This window comes from Methanothermobacter crinale, from assembly GCF_055397825.1.
Map to the genome: position 1 here is coordinate 224,505 of NZ_AP042450.1, position 15,712 is coordinate 240,216.

General features: G+C 40.8%; 20 protein-coding genes. 8 read left to right on the top strand and 12 right to left on the bottom strand.

Translation table 11 applies throughout. From position 1 onward, the window contains the following. Window positions 1–49: 49 nt before the first annotated feature. Window positions 50–1,336, top strand: coding sequence for an adenylyltransferase/cytidyltransferase family protein (locus ACZ5XX_RS01520; protein ID WP_464584926.1), 1,287 nt, complete (start codon window positions 50–52; stop codon window positions 1,334–1,336). Window position 1,337: 1 nt separating this feature from the next. Here ACZ5XX_RS01520 and ACZ5XX_RS01525 read toward each other — a convergent pair whose 3' ends face one another. The 6 genes from ACZ5XX_RS01525 to ACZ5XX_RS01550 are packed head-to-tail and all read right to left on the bottom strand — an operon-like array spanning window position 1,338 to window position 6,014. Next, the gene (locus ACZ5XX_RS01525) at window positions 1,338–1,532 is read right to left on the bottom strand and encodes a hypothetical protein (protein ID WP_464584928.1); all 195 of its coding nucleotides are present in this window, start codon (window positions 1,530–1,532) and stop codon (window positions 1,338–1,340) included. Window positions 1,533–1,570: 38 nt separating this feature from the next. Then, window positions 1,571–2,428: an NAD(P)-dependent oxidoreductase gene (locus tag ACZ5XX_RS01530; RefSeq protein WP_464584930.1), complete on the bottom strand. Its 858-nt coding sequence runs from the start codon at window positions 2,426–2,428 to the stop codon at window positions 1,571–1,573. Between the two features lie 14 nt (window positions 2,429–2,442). After that, entirely contained in the window at window positions 2,443–3,306 is an 864-nt protein-coding gene (locus ACZ5XX_RS01535) for a damage-control phosphatase ARMT1 family protein (protein WP_464584932.1), read from the bottom strand. A 3-nt stretch (window positions 3,307–3,309) separates the two neighbouring features. Further along, window positions 3,310–3,510, bottom strand: coding sequence for a MoaD/ThiS family protein (locus ACZ5XX_RS01540; RefSeq protein WP_464584934.1), 201 nt, complete (start codon window positions 3,508–3,510; stop codon window positions 3,310–3,312). Next, entirely contained in the window at window positions 3,485–4,426 is a 942-nt protein-coding gene (locus ACZ5XX_RS01545; protein WP_464584936.1) for a TIGR00269 family protein, read from the bottom strand. Before ACZ5XX_RS01545 ends, ACZ5XX_RS01540 begins: the two co-directional genes overlap by 26 nt. Before the next feature lie 16 nt (window positions 4,427–4,442). Then, window positions 4,443–6,014, bottom strand: coding sequence for a dihydropteroate synthase-like protein (locus ACZ5XX_RS01550; RefSeq protein WP_464584938.1), 1,572 nt, complete (start codon window positions 6,012–6,014; stop codon window positions 4,443–4,445). 87 nt (window positions 6,015–6,101) lie between these two features. On the opposite strand from ACZ5XX_RS01550, the gene porC reads away from it, so the two are divergent. From porC to ACZ5XX_RS01585, 7 genes are read left to right on the top strand one after another with little or no spacing between them, the layout of a single operon-like run. Then, window positions 6,102–6,632 carry a pyruvate synthase subunit PorC gene (porC, locus tag ACZ5XX_RS01555; RefSeq protein WP_464584940.1) on the top strand — a complete coding sequence of 177 codons (531 nt, stop codon included), beginning with the start codon at window positions 6,102–6,104 and terminating at the stop codon, window positions 6,630–6,632. 6 nt (window positions 6,633–6,638) lie between these two features. Further along, window positions 6,639–6,881 carry a pyruvate synthase subunit PorD gene (gene porD / locus ACZ5XX_RS01560; RefSeq protein ID WP_464584942.1) on the top strand — a complete coding sequence of 81 codons (243 nt, stop codon included), beginning with the start codon at window positions 6,639–6,641 and terminating at the stop codon, window positions 6,879–6,881. Between the two features lie 16 nt (window positions 6,882–6,897). Next, window positions 6,898–8,049, top strand: a complete 1,152-nt coding sequence (porA, locus tag ACZ5XX_RS01565) for a pyruvate synthase subunit PorA (protein WP_464584944.1) — start codon at window positions 6,898–6,900, stop codon at window positions 8,047–8,049. Continuing rightward, window positions 8,050–8,916: a pyruvate synthase subunit PorB gene (gene porB / locus ACZ5XX_RS01570; RefSeq protein WP_464584946.1), complete on the top strand. Its 867-nt coding sequence runs from the start codon at window positions 8,050–8,052 to the stop codon at window positions 8,914–8,916. 16 nt (window positions 8,917–8,932) lie between these two features. Continuing rightward, window positions 8,933–9,415: a 4Fe-4S dicluster domain-containing protein gene (locus tag ACZ5XX_RS01575; protein WP_464584948.1), complete on the top strand. Its 483-nt coding sequence runs from the start codon at window positions 8,933–8,935 to the stop codon at window positions 9,413–9,415. A gap of 14 nt (window positions 9,416–9,429) precedes the next feature. Further along, window positions 9,430–9,861 (top strand): 4Fe-4S dicluster domain-containing protein, encoded by a 432-nt coding sequence (locus tag ACZ5XX_RS01580; protein WP_464584950.1) that lies wholly within the window; start codon window positions 9,430–9,432, stop codon window positions 9,859–9,861. Window positions 9,862–9,875: 14 nt separating this feature from the next. Further along, window positions 9,876–10,712, top strand: a complete 837-nt coding sequence (locus ACZ5XX_RS01585) for a fumarate hydratase (RefSeq protein ID WP_464584952.1) — start codon at window positions 9,876–9,878, stop codon at window positions 10,710–10,712. A 61-nt stretch (window positions 10,713–10,773) separates the two neighbouring features. On the opposite strand, the gene phoU is transcribed toward ACZ5XX_RS01585, so the two are convergent. From phoU to ACZ5XX_RS01615, 6 genes are all read right to left on the bottom strand, one after another. After that, window positions 10,774–11,433, bottom strand: coding sequence for a phosphate signaling complex protein PhoU (gene phoU / locus ACZ5XX_RS01590; RefSeq protein WP_464584954.1), 660 nt, complete (start codon window positions 11,431–11,433; stop codon window positions 10,774–10,776). A 26-nt stretch (window positions 11,434–11,459) separates the two neighbouring features. Beyond that, on the bottom strand, window positions 11,460–12,212 hold the full coding sequence (gene pstB / locus ACZ5XX_RS01595; protein ID WP_464584956.1) for a phosphate ABC transporter ATP-binding protein PstB: 753 nt from the start codon (window positions 12,210–12,212) through the stop codon (window positions 11,460–11,462). 2 nt (window positions 12,213–12,214) lie between these two features. Next, entirely contained in the window at window positions 12,215–13,066 is an 852-nt protein-coding gene (pstA, locus tag ACZ5XX_RS01600) for a phosphate ABC transporter permease PstA (RefSeq protein WP_464584958.1), read from the bottom strand. A 9-nt stretch (window positions 13,067–13,075) separates the two neighbouring features. Then, on the bottom strand, window positions 13,076–13,951 hold the full coding sequence (pstC, locus tag ACZ5XX_RS01605; RefSeq protein WP_464584960.1) for a phosphate ABC transporter permease subunit PstC: 876 nt from the start codon (window positions 13,949–13,951) through the stop codon (window positions 13,076–13,078). Between the two features lie 20 nt (window positions 13,952–13,971). After that, complete coding sequence (locus ACZ5XX_RS01610) at window positions 13,972–14,790, bottom strand: phosphate ABC transporter substrate-binding protein (RefSeq protein WP_464584962.1); 819 nt, start codon at window positions 14,788–14,790, stop codon at window positions 13,972–13,974. A 102-nt stretch (window positions 14,791–14,892) separates the two neighbouring features. Then, complete coding sequence (locus tag ACZ5XX_RS01615) at window positions 14,893–15,708, bottom strand: phosphate ABC transporter substrate-binding protein (protein WP_464584965.1); 816 nt, start codon at window positions 15,706–15,708, stop codon at window positions 14,893–14,895. Window positions 15,709–15,712 lie beyond the last annotated feature (4 nt).

Sequence of the window (15,712 nt, forward strand, 5' to 3'; positions counted from 1 at the left end):
TGCTGAGAATCCCCCATATTAGAGTGTGCCAGTTCACAAGAGGGATTCAATGATTGGTATAAGCGCAGATTTTGACCCACTACACAAAGGACATGTGAAACTCATAGAAAAAGGACGCGAAATAGCGGAAAAAACTGGAAGCAAACTCGTCATATACCTTAATAAGGATTATAGCGCCAATCACGCCCCATTCTTCGCATCATATGAAGCTCGTGAAAAAATGGCCCTCAAAGCAGGAGCTGATAAAGTCATACCAATCGAAGGCCTACACCACAGGTTAACACTAGCATACACTGTGCCTATAAGAATAGCTATGATGATAGAAGATGGTGTTACAAATTATGTGGATGCTGCTAACGTCCCCCCAAAAATCATAAAAAAAGAGGCGGAGTATTTCGCTAAAAGAGGCATATTCAGTGGAATACCAGCAAAACTTCCGAATAGGAACGTTATCAGATGGTTTGCCGTCAACGAATTCTTCCAAGAAAAATACAATCGGAAAATGAAATTTCACATCATCCCAGAACTTACAGAAAACGGTTCAAAAATTTCAGGAAGAAAAATAAGAAAAAAGATAATAGAAAATAACCTAAAAATCACTGAAGATGTGGCCAGACTTTTACCAGAAAACACTATAAAAATCCTTGAAAGAGAGCTGAAAAATAGAAAAGCCCCAGGTAAAAGGAACTTTAATTTAATAAAGGATAAAATGAACAAGCTTTCAAAGGCAGACCTCATAGAGATAGCCTATCTTAACGCCAAACTTATAAATTCCATCATCAAATGGAGACCATACAATACAGAAAACCAAATATGGGCGACCTTTAGAAGGGCTGGATACGGTCCAGTGCTCACAAGACTAGCTCTAAGCTCAATGGAGATGAACGTAACAAGGAGAGAAGTCTATAATCTCATAGGATATTATGAGGAAAAGGGATGGATACCCCCAGACCAAAAACGGGAGAGAATAATCCAAAGGGCTTGGTTCGTGTCAAAGAGCGTGGAAAAAGGTTACACTTCAAAAAAAGCCCATGAGAGGTTCATGGAACATCCCAGATCCTTGGATGGGCTTGAGAAGTCTTTCAAAGCTGGGATAAGTTTAAAAAAGTTTGAAATTGAAAGATTAAAGGAAGGAAAAGAAGCTAAAATATATGTAAAGGAGAATGATATTATTTCTTGCCAGATAAGGGATGGGATGAAAATTAAAAGTCCACTGATCCTCCCAGGTGTAATGGCAACCTATCTTCGGTTAATCATAGATTCACATTTCATACCATTTAATGGCAAGCTCATCAAAGAAAATGAGAGTTTCAGAGTCCAAATAAGTATTGGATGAGCTATTTTTTTCCTCTGTATTCTACTATAGGGCACGTCCAAGATTTACAAAATGTCATCACAAACTTACCATCCTCGGTATCCAAGTGGATCCTCCAGCACTCATCATCATAAAACTTGAATTCAACATCAAGGATCTTTTTACCAATGAGTTTTTTAAGATTCTCTTTACAATCCTCTAGGATATCTTCTCCCAACCAAATCACCTTTCAATTATATTGTATATCAACCACGATTATAAACTTCTTTTTATATGATCAAAAATCATACTATAATCTTCAAATGATCTTCCAAGATCATCTAATCTCATGATTATCTCCTTAAAGATTTTAGACGTGCACTTTGACATTATAGGGGTTATATTTTCGGATAAAAATGATTTAACATCTTTCATCTCCTCATATCTCCTCTTTGAATGGAAAGCCAAACTCATAACCCTTGAAATTGCACGTTCCCTAAAACCTTCACCCTCAGTCTCCTCAAGTATTTCTAATAAATCCTCATCAAGGCCCATATTATATGCTGCCAAAAGAGTCTCCCATAGAAGTGCTGAAACACCTTTTGTATAAGAACTTCTCAACATTTTAAGCGCAGAAGCATCACCAACCCTACCACTCCTAACTTCTATATTGAACCCATAATCACTTAACCTGGCAAATTCGTGGGCAGAATCCCCTGATGCTAAAATTTTGACCCTCAAATCCTTAGTTATACGTCCCATGATAGCGGCGTCAACCACCCTACCATTACTTATATGACTAAGGGCCTCTTTCACTGTAGAAGGTGCAACATTATTTATATCAACATAGACGCCCTTAACATGATCCCCAACTTTCTTGGCAACCTTCACAGCCACTCCAGGGGTTACAGCCGATATTACGATATCAGATTTTCTAGAAACTTCCCTGATGTCATCACATTCACTAACTCCCAGATCATGTGCCAATGTCCTTGTACGTTCACTCCGACCCTTCGTAGCGGTTAAAACTTCAATCCCCATAGCTAGGAGCTTTGATGCCATGGTAGATGCTACTTCCCCAAATCCTATAAAACCCACCTTAATAATATCAAACCTCCGGGATGAGCCCTCCACAACATGAGAATTTCTCAGTCAATTTTTATCATTACATTAGATCCTACTTCAACCCCGATATCCTTTGCTATGGCTGTGCACTTGGCATTTAATAGGCAGAATACTGGTTTTTTGTCAAGTGGGGCTTCTGTCAAGCCCTCATAATTGCCAAGGCCCTTGGCTATTATAATCTGGGAATTGTCAAATACTTCTTTGAATTCATCTGAAAATTCATGGTAGATTACACCTACTGAATCTGTTCCTGTTGTAACGATATCCGCAATTTTATTGAGTCTTGCTTCCAAAGCATCATCTATGCAAGCATCATTGAGTATGGGTTCATCTTTAACAGCAACTGTGACATTTACATCATAATCCAAGAGTTTTTCTATGAGTAATTTGTCGAATATGATTTCACCAGTATTGTCCGCGAGATAAAGCACTCTTTTGGATTTTTTCAAGTTTTCTTCGAGGATTCTGGTATGGTTCACTTGGAGGGGGGAATTGAGAGATTCCATAACCACTTTTTCATGGTCAAAGTCGAGTCCAAGGGCTCCAAAGTCTATTATGTTACCTGTTATCGCTACTTTCACGAAATCTTCAAGATTTTCATGATCCTTTAGGAACTTTCTGGCGATTGGCAGGAAATTCTGAGCGATCTTGTTACATCTTCTCTTTTCATCGGCATAAGGGTCCTTGTTTCCTGTCATTTCTTTGATGAGTCTATGTATAGCAGTGCCTATCTCGTTGGATACTGCTCCTTCCTTGAACATGGAATCGAGTAAACCTATTATCTTTTTCATTATTTTGAGTTTTAGTTTCTCGTCATCTGTTGCAAGGTCCAATGCTTCCCTTGCTTGTCTGAGAAAACATGGAGCGCATTCATAGTATACTCTCATATATTATCCACCATATATGACTTTGATAACCTCTATAATGTCGCCATCATCTACTTGTTCCTCTTCAACTACTATTTCACCATTCTTTTTAATTACAACGGCCTCTAAAGGAATGTTGAAATTTTTGAGAACATCTTTGATGGTCAATTTTTCCCTGAATTTCATTGTTTTTTTCTCATCATCTATTATTAGAGTGAATTTCATCTTCTAACCTCCCTATCTCATTGAGGAGAGTGCAAGCCCTGCATAAGTCCCGGGCAGCTGGCTGACCACACCTTATACACGCCCTTAGTATGGATTCCCCTTCAAGCTCTTTTTTCAGAGCTTTTCTGATCTTTTCATGGCCTCTTAGGGTGGAGTAGAGTATGGTGGGATGATCTTCTGATAGTTTTGTTAAAATTGTGCCTATTTTTTTCCTGAAGGAGGTTTTTCGATATGGGCATTCTTCTAGGTGGACATTCAGGCCTTTTGCCATCACATATGCTGTAACTTCTTCTTCTGGTATTTCTCTGAGTGGTTTGATTTTGGTTACAAATTTTTGTGAGTAGGTTGTGGGGCCTATCCGGATCAGGTTTTCTATGTTGCCTTCTAGGTAGTTCATTACTATTGCTTGGACTTCGTCGTCGAGGTTGTGTCCGGTTGCTATTTTATCTGCTCCGAGTTTTTCGGCTTCCTTGTTGATTATCCATCTTCTGAGCACGCCGCAGTATGTGCATGCTTTCCTTGGGGGTTTGGACGCCATTATCTCGTCTATTGTTACTTTGAAGTGTTTTTTGAATGAGAATATGTGTTGTGGTATTCCAAGTTCTTTGCAGGTTTTTGAAGCGTATTGTATTCCTTTTTTGCGGTAGTCTCCTATGCCTTCATCGATTGTTATTACTTCGAGTTCTATTATGTTTCTTTCTGCGAGAATTGATAGTATATCTATTACTGTTGTGCTGTCTTTTCCGCCTGAAAGAGCGACTAGTACTTTATCGCTTTTTTTTATTAGTTTGTATTTTTTTATGTCTTTGAGGACTTTTTTTTGGATTGCTTTAATGAAGCATTCTTTACATAGGTATTGTCCTGAATATCTTCTGTGGATGATAACATTTCTCGAGCCGCATTTTGTACATAACATTCTACTGCTCCCAGTTTTATAGTTTGAATGGTTTCCGGAAGAGTTCAAGGTCTTGTTTGTAATCTTTTCCTGTGATGAGTGCTATTTCGGCTTTTTGTAATTCGGCTCCAAGGTATGCTGCATGTTCTAGGCGCGTTACAAGGTTCTTTTTTATGATTTCTTCATAAAGTTTCTTGGCATTGTCTGATACTAGTGCAATTTGTGGTTCCATGTTTTTGTAGTGTATAACTTTTATTTTACCATCCTCTACTAGTATTTTGAAACTCCCTGCCTTGTCTTGTGTGAATTTAATCCCACCTTGTGCTTCGATGATGGGGACTTCTATTTTTTCTTTTATTTTTTCATGTTTTCTTTTGTCTTTGAAGAGTATGAGGTCTATACCCAAGTTTTTAGGGATTGATTTCCTATTTTTTGCAAGGAACATCATGCGCGATGCTACTGCGAGTTCATATGTGCTGCCTCTGTTTTTACCGCTTACTTCTGGCGTGAAGAGGATGCCGGCACCTAATTCCATGCCCATACCTGCGAGTAGAGCGTTCACTCCTGTTGAATCTACATCTATGAGTTCCGCGACATTACCAGCCCCAAAGAATATTGGTTCTGGGTTTCTCGATGTATATTCTTTGCAAGCTTTTATTGAATCCACGATACTTTTACTGTTGACGGGGTCCAGGATAGGATCAGGGATAACATCTATACCTCTACATTTTCTCTTGAGGGATTCTAAAGATTCTACTCTTTCCTTGACGGTTTCTGGTATCCAACCTTTAGTATAATCTGTGGGTAGTATAACCGCTGGTATGTTTTTTTCTTCTAATAGTGGTAATACTTCTTTGTAGTTTCCATGATCAAGGCTTAGGACTAACTCTGCGCCGGCTTTAACAGCTGCTTTTATCTCATCAGGGTTCAGAGTGTCAATACTCACTGGTAGGTTGCCAACTACCCTTTTCACTGTTTTTATAATTTCTGGTATCTGTTTTGATAAATTTTCGCCTGGTATTGTTCTGATGTCTATTATGTCAGCTCCATTCTTTACGAGATAATTAACCTGCTTTATTAATTCTTCCTTTTTTAAAAATGGCGCCTTTGCGACTTCTGACAGGACTCTCATTGGAAAATCTCTTCCAACAGGGAGTTCACCTACAAGGATGTTCTCTTCTTTTTTTAGTAATTTTTCACGTTTTTCTTCATCCTCTTCAAAATCTTTTATAAACTTAAGGGCCCTTTTTTGCTGTTCTTCTTCTATTAGCTTGTCAGCGGCTTTCTTGGGTGATAGTTTCAATTTGTCCAATAGGTCGAGTACTATTGGGAGGTCGGCGGCGTCTGTTGGCCCTTTATAGGCTGGTATCCCTGTCTCTTTTGTTATTATACTAGCATCTCTAGGTATTAAGCCTGGTATAAGTACAAGATCCAATTCTGAAGTGATGGAATCATCTATTTTCTTGATTTCGTTTATTATTCGATTGGGGGTTAGGAAGGCTGCTATGGGAATGTCTGCGATATGAACATGTACTTCATGCTTTTTAGTGGATGAAGCTTTTATTACGAGTTCTCCTGCGAGTTTTCCTGTGACTATAAGGATCTTCATTTTATTCCCCTCTGAGTTATAAATTGACCATCATGTATATATACTAAAATTTTATAATGATTAACAATGAAAAATTGGAGGTAGACCATGATCGAAATCCGATTTCATGGACGCGGCGGACAAGGTGCCGTCACAGCAGCAGAAATCCTCGCAAAAGCCGCATTCGAGGATGGAAAGTACTCACAGGCTTTTCCATTCTTTGGCGTGGAAAGGAGGGGCGCCCCCGTCATGGCCTTCACAAGACTAGATGAAAAACCCATACGAAGAAGACATCAAATTTACAACCCCGATTACGTTGTTGTACTAGATGACGGCCTCCTAGAAGTCGTTGACGTATTCGCAGGACTAAAAACCAACGGTGCAGTTATAATAAACACGAGAGAAAAACCCCAAACACCTCCAGGAGCAAAAAAGTATACCATCGACGCCACAGGCATAGCATTAGAAATACTAGGCCGACCCATTGTAAACACAACAATGTTGGGAGCATTCGCAGGCGCGACAAGAGAAGTAACAATAGACGCCATTATAAGGATAATCAAAGAAACATTCCCCGGCAAAATCGGGGAAAAGAATGCAGAGGCTGCTAAAAAAGCTTATGAAAACATGAAAGGGTGAATATAAATGGAAATTGGAGCCACTGTAAAAGAACCTGGAAGCACCCGTCGAAACAAAACAGGCAGCTGGAGAACCTTCAAACCAATCCTCGACAAGGAAAAATGTATAGAATGCGACAACTGCATATTATTCTGTCCAGATGCATGTATAAGCCCAGAATATGAGATAGATTATGATTATTGTAAAGGATGCGGAATATGTGCAGAAGAATGCCCCGTAAAGGCGATAAAAATGGAAAGAGAAAGATAACCTGGAGTGGGGAAAAATGACACTAAAGATAATATCAACAAATCGGGCGGTCGCAGAGGCCGTGAAACTCGCCAAACCACAAGTCATACCCGTTTATCCGATAACACCACAAACATCCATATCCGAGTATCTGGCACAATTCGTAGCCAACGGAGAATTAGAAGCAGAATATATACGAGTAGAATCAGAACACAGCGCCATAAGCGCATGTGTAGGAGCATCAGCAGCCGGTGCAAGAGTATTCACAGCGACATCATCCCAAGGACTAGCACTAATGCACGAAATACTCTTTGTAGCAGCAGGCCTTAGAAACCCAATAGTAATGGCCAACGCCAACAGATCACTCTCAGCTCCCCTAAGCATATGGAACGACCACCAAGACTCAATAGCCGAAAGAGACTCAGGCTGGATACAAGTATACGTCGAAAGCGCACAAGAAGCCTTTGATTCCATACTCATATCATATAAGGTGTCAGAAAACAAGAAAGTACTCTTACCCAGTATGGTCTGCCTAGACGGGTTCATATTAACACACACTGTAGAACCAGTTGAAATACTTCCAAAGGATGAAGTGAACAACTTCTTACCAGAATATAAACCAGAACATGCAATATTAGACCCAGAAAAGCCGATGTCCCTTGGAACATTCACAGACCCAAACTACTACATGGAAGCAAGATACCAAATCGAAGAAGCCACACAAAGATCCAAAAAGGTCATAGAAAGGGTCAACAAAGAGTTCAATGAAACATTCAAACGCAAATATAACTTCATTGAGGAATACAGGTGCGAAGATGCTGAGATCGTCCTCGTAGCAATGGGATCACTTTGCAGCACTTTAAAGGAATTAGTCGACGAATTCAGAAAAGAAGGTAAAAAAGTCGGTCTACTCAAAGTAAGAGTCTACAGGCCATTCCCAGAAAAAGAGATTTATAATGCAGTAAAAGACGCTGATAAAATAGCAGTCCTTGATAAAAACATCACATTTAGCATGGGGGGAGCCCTCTATACAGACATGATGGCGAAAATCCGCGACAAGGAAATCTACAATTTCATCCTAGGATTGGGAGGACGCGACATAACACCCCACAACGTTAAGGAGATTATAGAGAAAACAGAAAAACCAGAAAAGGACATTACATGGATTGGATTAAAGGAGGAATCTTAGATGGAAATCCCTAAAGAAGAACTCCTCGCCCCAGGCCACCGTGGCTGCGCAGGATGCGGCGCAAGCCTAGGCGTGAGATTAGCATTAAAAGTCCTTGGCAAAAATACAATAGCAGTTTCATCAACCGGCTGCCTCGAAGTTATCACAACACCCTACCCAGAAACAGCATGGGAAATACCATGGATACACGTAGCATTCGAAAATGCGGCTGCAGTTGCATCAGGAATCGAAAGAGCCCTAAAAGCCAAGGGCAAAACAGACACTACGGTAGTTGCATTCGCAGGTGACGGTGGAACAGCAGACATAGGCATGCAAGCCCTCTCAGGTGCAATGGAAAGAGGCCACAACATCATCTACATTTGTTACGATAACGAAGCATACATGAACACAGGAATACAACGGAGTGGAGCAACACCATACGGCGCATCAACCACAACATCACCCCCCGGTAAAAAGAGTTTCGGCGAAGACAGGCCCAAAAAGAACATGCCATTCATCATGGCGGCCCATGGAGTACCCTATGTAGCAACAGCGTCAATATCATACCCAGAAGACTTCATGAAAAAAGTTAAAAAGGCCAAGGAGACAGAGGGGCCGGCGTACATACACTTACATCAGCCTTGTACAACTGGATGGGGATTCGACCCATCCAAGACAATAGAAATTGGAAGACTCGCAGTAGAAACAGGCGCTTGGTTATTATACGAGATAGAAGAGGGAGAATTCAGGATAACCTACAGGCCAATCCAGAGAAAACCAGTCACAGAATACTTAGATGCGCAGAGAAGATTCAAACACTTAAAGGAGCAGGAGAAAGCCAAGATACAAGAGTATATTGACAATATATGTGCAGAGCTTAGAATATAGAGTGGAGGATAAAAAGTTGAAAAAAATCCTAAGCCAACCAGAATTATGCGACGGCTGCAAAGACTGTGAAGAAGCCTGCCAAAGACTCTATGAAGCTCCAAGGATAATCATACGTGAAATAAACGGGGTTTATTATCCTATTATATGCCAACAATGCGAGGATGCGCCATGCAAAGCAATCTGCCCCACAGATGCCATCAACGAAACCATAGACCTTGAAAGATGCATAGGCTGCGGACTCTGCATGGTAGTATGCCCATTCGGCGCCATCATACTATCAGACAGAAAAGCCCATAAATGCAACCAATGCCCAGACCTAGACACCCCAGCTTGTATAAAAGCATGCTCAAAAAGAGCTCTAGCACTCATAGACACCGAAAAACTAAAACTAGAAAAACAAGAACAACACATAGCAAAAATGGCGGGAATAACCAAACCAGAACCAGAAATCCTAAACTTGATCAAAACAACTAAAAAAGCCGAGGAAAAACTAAAATAGGGGGGGCTATGACAATGAGAGAATTGATCTTAAGCCCAGAATTATGCGACGAATGCCTAAAATGTGAAAGGATATGCCCAAGGAACGCCATCAAATTACTGAACGGAGTGCCAATCTTCTGCATGCACTGCGCCCCAGAAAAAGCCCCCTGCCTCAACATCTGCCCAGAAGGCGCCATAATAGAAAAAGACGGCGCCATTATAATCGACGAGAATAAATGTATAGGTTGCGGACTCTGCAGAGACGCCTGCCCAATAGGCGCCATTTACATTGACGAACATGGAACCCCACATAAATGCGACCTATGCATAGAATACGAAAAACCACTCTGTATCACAGCTTGTCCCACTGAAGCTTTAATAGAAAGTTCAGAGGATCTACTATCCACAAAAAGGGATAAACTAGCAACTGAACTTAGGAAAATCAAGGACCTAATCCAGTTATAGGCTCGGGGAAACCCATGATCGGCCAAGAAAAAGTCAAAGAAACAGTATGCCAACTTTTCAAGGAGGCTGTGACAACATTACCCGCAGATGTTGAATCAGCCCTCAAAAAAGCCCTTCGAGAAGAGGAGGATGAAATAGCATTATTAAATTTGAAGGCCATCCTAGAAAATATCAAAATCGCCAAGAAAAAAAGGGTACCAATATGTCAAGACACTGGACTTCCTATAGTATTTGTGAAAATGGGTAATGTTAAGGTTGAAAAACTCTATGAAGGGATCAGAGAAGGGGTTAAACTGGCAACCTCCCAAGTCCCGTTAAGGCCTAATGTTGTGGACCCTATTTCGAGGGAGAATACCGGGGATAACACTGGTAAAATGATCCCACAGATAGATTTGGAATTAGTAGATACTGATTTTCTTGAAATAGCGGTCATGCCAAAGGGTTTTGGCTCGGAGAATAATAACAGGTTAAGAATGGGACTCCCCAGTGAGGGCCTTGAAAGTGTTAAAGATTTCGTGATTGAAACCGTGATTAGAGCGGGTGGTAAACCATGCCCCCCCATAATCGTAGGGGTGGGTGTTGGTGGATCTTCAGATCTCGCACTAAAACTTGCCAAAAAAGCTTTACTTAAAAAAATTGGGGAACGAAACAAAAACAAGGAAATAGCAGAACTAGAAGAGAGTATACTCGAGGAAATAAATAGGACTGGTATTGGTCCAATGGGGCTTGGTGGTAAAACGACCGCATTAGACGTTAAGATAGAAACTGCACACACTCATACCGCAGGATTACCTATTGGCGTTTGCATACAATGTTGGGCTTCAAGACATGCCACTGCCGTCCTAAAATGAAAACACGAATGGAGGGGGCTAATAGTCGCCGCCCCATATTTAATTTTTTTGCTTTTTGATATTATGGTTTTTCGCAGGTTATCATGAATATTGTCCTATCAGCTATACTCACAGCCCTGTCAGCCACTCTTTCAAGGAATCTTGCTATAAATAATAGATTCACAAGGTAATTGATCGCTTCTTTATCTTTGAACATGCTAATGGTTACATGTTCTAGTGTCTGGTCAAATAAGTCATCTACTTTATCATCATCGTGTCTGAGTTCTTTTGCCATTTCTAAGTTTTGATCAAGGAATGAATATACCCCCTTGGAGAGCATCATCTGGACAAAGTCTACCATGTGCATGAGATTTTCCAGGGGTTTTTTGGGTATTTCCTCATCTTTTATGTTCTCGGAATATTTCGCTATATCAGCTGCAAGGTATCCTATCCTTTTAAGGTGGCTTCCAACTTTTATACAAGCTTCTATAAATCTCAGATCCTTTGCAACTGGCTGTTCTGCGGCTATTAAACTTATACATTTCCTTTCGAGGTTGAACACCATGTCATCTATTTCTTTGCTAGCTGATATTACTTCTTCCATTCTCTTTTTGTCGAAATCGAATAAGAGGTTTGTAGATTTTTTATGCGTTTCAAGGGTTTTCTGGGCTATTTTTTCCACATCTTTTCTCAAATCTTTTAACCTTTTTCTGAAGAGTATTCTCGGATATTTTTTTTCCATAAAATACCTCCTAGAAACCCGAAAAATTATCCAAACCTGCCGGTTATGTATTCCTCTGTCCTTTTATCTTGTGGTTCTACGAATATCTTCTCTGTCAAGCCGCTTTCAACAATTTCACCATTTAAAAAGAATGCTGTATACTTTGAGACTCTTGTGGCTTGTTGCATGTTGTGCGTCACTATTATTATGGTGAATTTGCGCTTTAATTTGTGTATCAAGTCCTCAATCTTAGTGGTTGAAATAGGATCCAATGCAGAACATGGCTCATCCATTAATATTACCTCTGGTTCTATTGCTATTGTCCTAGCAATACATAGGCGCTGTTGCTGTCCTCCTGAGAGACTAAGAGCTGTTTGATCTAGTTTATCTTTAACTTCATCCCATAAGGCAGCCGCTTTTAAACTTTCCACCACCCTATTCTCTATCACGTCCTTGTCAGTGATGCCATGAACGCGAAGACCATAAGCAACATTCTCAAATACAGACTTTGGGAAGGGATTCGGCTTTTGGAAGACCATACCAATCTTTTTCCTTAATTCAACCACGTCAACATCAGGATCATAGATATCCTTCCCATCTAAATAAACATGACCCTCATGACGGAAACCGGGTATAACATCATTCATCCTGTTAAGGGTTCTTATGAAAGTTGATTTACCACAACCAGATGGGCCTATGAGCGCCGTCACAGTATTCTTAGGTATCTTCAAGTTTATATCCTTTAAAATGTGGTCTTCACCAAAATAAACGTTTAAGTCTTCAACTTCAATCCTGTACATGGTCATCGCCCCATCATCTTCCTCCTGTACCTTTCAACAAGAGTATTGGTAGTGACAGTGATTATAAGGACCATTATCACAAGGACGGCCGCAGTCCCATAAGCATTTTTAAGGGAAAGTCCCTCTGTGGCAAGCACATATAAGTGTAATGGAAGCGGTCTTCCAGGGTCAAAAATGGAAATTGGCATTGAAAGCGCGGATCCAACAACAAACATTACCGCCGCCGCCTCTGATATGGCCCTAGCCATCCCTAATATAACCCCCGTGACTATGCCCGGCATTGCCGCGGGTATCACAACCCTATAGATTGTTTCCCAATTAGTAGCGCCTAACGCCCAGCTTGCTTCCCTGTAGGATCGTGGCACGCTCTCAATAGACACTACAGCCACTTGAAATATTGTGGGTAAAGCCATGAGCGCGAGTACAAGACCCCCTGAGAAGAGGGACCATCCAAGTCCGAGGAATATAACAAAAAATGACAATCCAAATAATCCGAAGACTATTGAGGGTATTGATGCTAATGTCTCAGCCCCAAATTTTATGAATTTAACTATCTGTGTTTCACCAGCATATTCCGCCATGTAAACTGCAGCTCCAACACCAAGGGGTGTTGCGATCAAAACAGCCAATAATGTCACGTAGATGCTTGATACTATCATTGGGGCGATACCACCAGCTCTACCAGATTCTATTGGCTCCGCTAATAGGAATTCAAGGTTAACTGCTGGCAAACCCTTGAGGAGTATATAGCCTATGATCACTATGAGTATTATTATTGTGAATATCCCGGAGGCCCATAATACTCCATTCATTATTTTCTGGACGGTTTTAGGTGAAATAAGCTTGAATGACATTCTGATCACCTATAGGTATCCTCCTCCGACTACAATCTTTTTCTTGTAGTGGAAGTAGTTGGCAATTACCAGTAATATCATGATGACTATAAATAATATTACGGCTGTCCCGAAGAGTGCGCTGTAATGCAATCCTGTTGCATATCCCATCTCAAGGGCTATGTTTGATGTTAATGCCCTTACAGGGTCTAGTATTGAACTTGGGATTTGTGGCACGTTACCAGCTACCATGATAACTGCTAATGTTTCGCCAATGGCTCTTCCCATTGCAAGTATAATGGATGTGATTATACCTGGTATTGCGGCTGGCACTATTACATGTCTTATCGTCTGCCAATGGGTTGCTCCCAGGGCGAGTGATGCTTCCTTGTATTCGATTGGAACTGATTTGATCGCATCCTCTGATACGCTTATTATGGTGGGCATTATCATGATGGCAAGTATCAATGAGGCTGTGAGTATGCCGAAGCCCGTGCCTCCTATATGTGTTCTTACGAGTGGTACTAAAACTATGAGTCCGAAGAATCCGTATACGACGGATGGTATGGCTGCTAGGGTTTCAATGACGGGTTTGAGTATCCTTCTCATGAATTGGGGTGCTAGTTCTGCCATGAAAATTGCGCATAAAAAGGAGAAGGGAACCGCAATGGCAAGTGAAAGGAAGGTGATGCACAAGGATCCTACTATCATTGTAAATACGCCATATTCTCCATCTGAGGGCGCCCATTCCCAACCGAACATGAAATTTATAAAACCATAATCTTGGAATACGGGCACGGCTTCTCTGAAGATAAAAAGCACCATTAATAATATGATTATTATTGAAAATATTGCGGTCAAGAAAAGTCCCTTTTCAATTAACATTTCTCTTGTTCTGCTTATCATGGCATATCCACCCCATGAGTTTAGTCATCGTCTGAAACATTTGCTATTGCAGGCACAACCTTTTCGCTTCTTATTATGTTTTGTCCTTCCGGTGAAAAAACCCACTTTATGAAGTCTTTCACGACACCGGTTGGTTCGCCCTTTGTAAGGAATAGGAATGGGACAACAAGCGGATATGATCCATCGGTGATTGTTCTTTCAGATGGTTCGACTCCATCAACTTTGAGGGCTTTCACATCCTCGCTCATATGAGACATTGAAACAAAGCCTATAGCATGAGGGTCTTGTTTAACTGCTTGTTTAACAGATTCTGTGGATCCTTGGACTATTGCATCAGAGCGTATTTTAACATCCCCCATTATTAGGCTCTGGAATGAACTTCTAGTTCCTGATCCTTCTTCTCGGACTATGACATGTATTTCGGCGTCGGGGCCTCCTACTTCTTTCCAGTTTCGTATTTTGCCACTGAATATGTCCCTGAGTTGTTCTTTTGTCAAGTCATCTATGGGGTTTTCTTTGTTCACCGCTATCACTATACCATCTTTTCCAATCACATATTCCATTAGACCATCCTTTTCTTCGGTTTTAAGGGCTTTTGAACTTGTACCTATATCCACAACACCCTGCTGGACTGTTCGAATGCCCATGCCAGATCCTCCGCCTTGTACGTTGATTTTAACGTTTGGGTGTTTTTTCATGTACTCGGCTGCAAGTTTTTCTGCTACTGGCTGTACAGAAGTTGAACCTGCTATCTCAATTCTTTCATAATGGACACCTGGTCTGAATAATAGATAAAATAGGATGATAAGTATGAGTATGATTCCCCCTTTCCATTTCATCTCCAAGCCCATCACCTGATGTTATTCTCTTTTTGAAAATAATTATTTTCATTAATAATTTATATTAATATGGGGTCTTAAAAAGGAAAGGAGGATAGGATTTTATTGTTTGGCCGGGACTACTTTCTCTGATTTTACTATTGTTTGTCCTTCTGGGCTTAAAACCCAATCAATGAAGTCTTTCACGACACCGGTTGGTTCGCCCTTGGTTAAGAACAAGAATGGCCTTTGGAGTTTGTATGATCCATCAGCCACCGTCTTCTCTGATGGGATTACTCCATTAATCTTAAGGGCTTTAACAGTGTTATCAAGGTGTGCCAATGATATGAAGCCTATTGCATTAGGGTCTTGTTTCACTGCTTGTTTCACTGCTTCTGTGGAACTTTCTACGATCGCGTCACTTCTTATTTTAGCATCTTTCATCACAATTTCTTCGAATGCTTTGCGAGTTCCTGAACCTTCTTCTCTTGTTATTACTGTTATCGTGGCGTCGGGGCCTCCTACTTCTTTCCAGTTTCGTATTTTGCCACTGAATATGTCCCTGAGTTGTTCTGTTGTAAGGCCTTGAATGTTATTTTGTTTGTTCACGATTACTGCGATACCGTCTTTGCCTATGAGGTATGTTTTGAGGGTTTTCTTTTCATCTTCTTTTAATTCTCTGGATGAGGTGCCTATGTCTGCTGTTCCTTGTTGTGCTGTTCTGATACCGACACTTGATCCTCCGCCTTGTACGTTGATTTTAACGTTTGGGTGTTTTTTCATGTACTCGGCTGCAAGTTTTTCTGCTACTGGCTGTACAGAAGTTGAACCGACTATGTCAATTTTCTTTTCACCTTGGCCTTGACCGCCTAGGATCATCAAAGCCCCTATTATTACAAGTATGGCTACTATTATCCCTACGATTGTTTTGGTGTCCATTTTT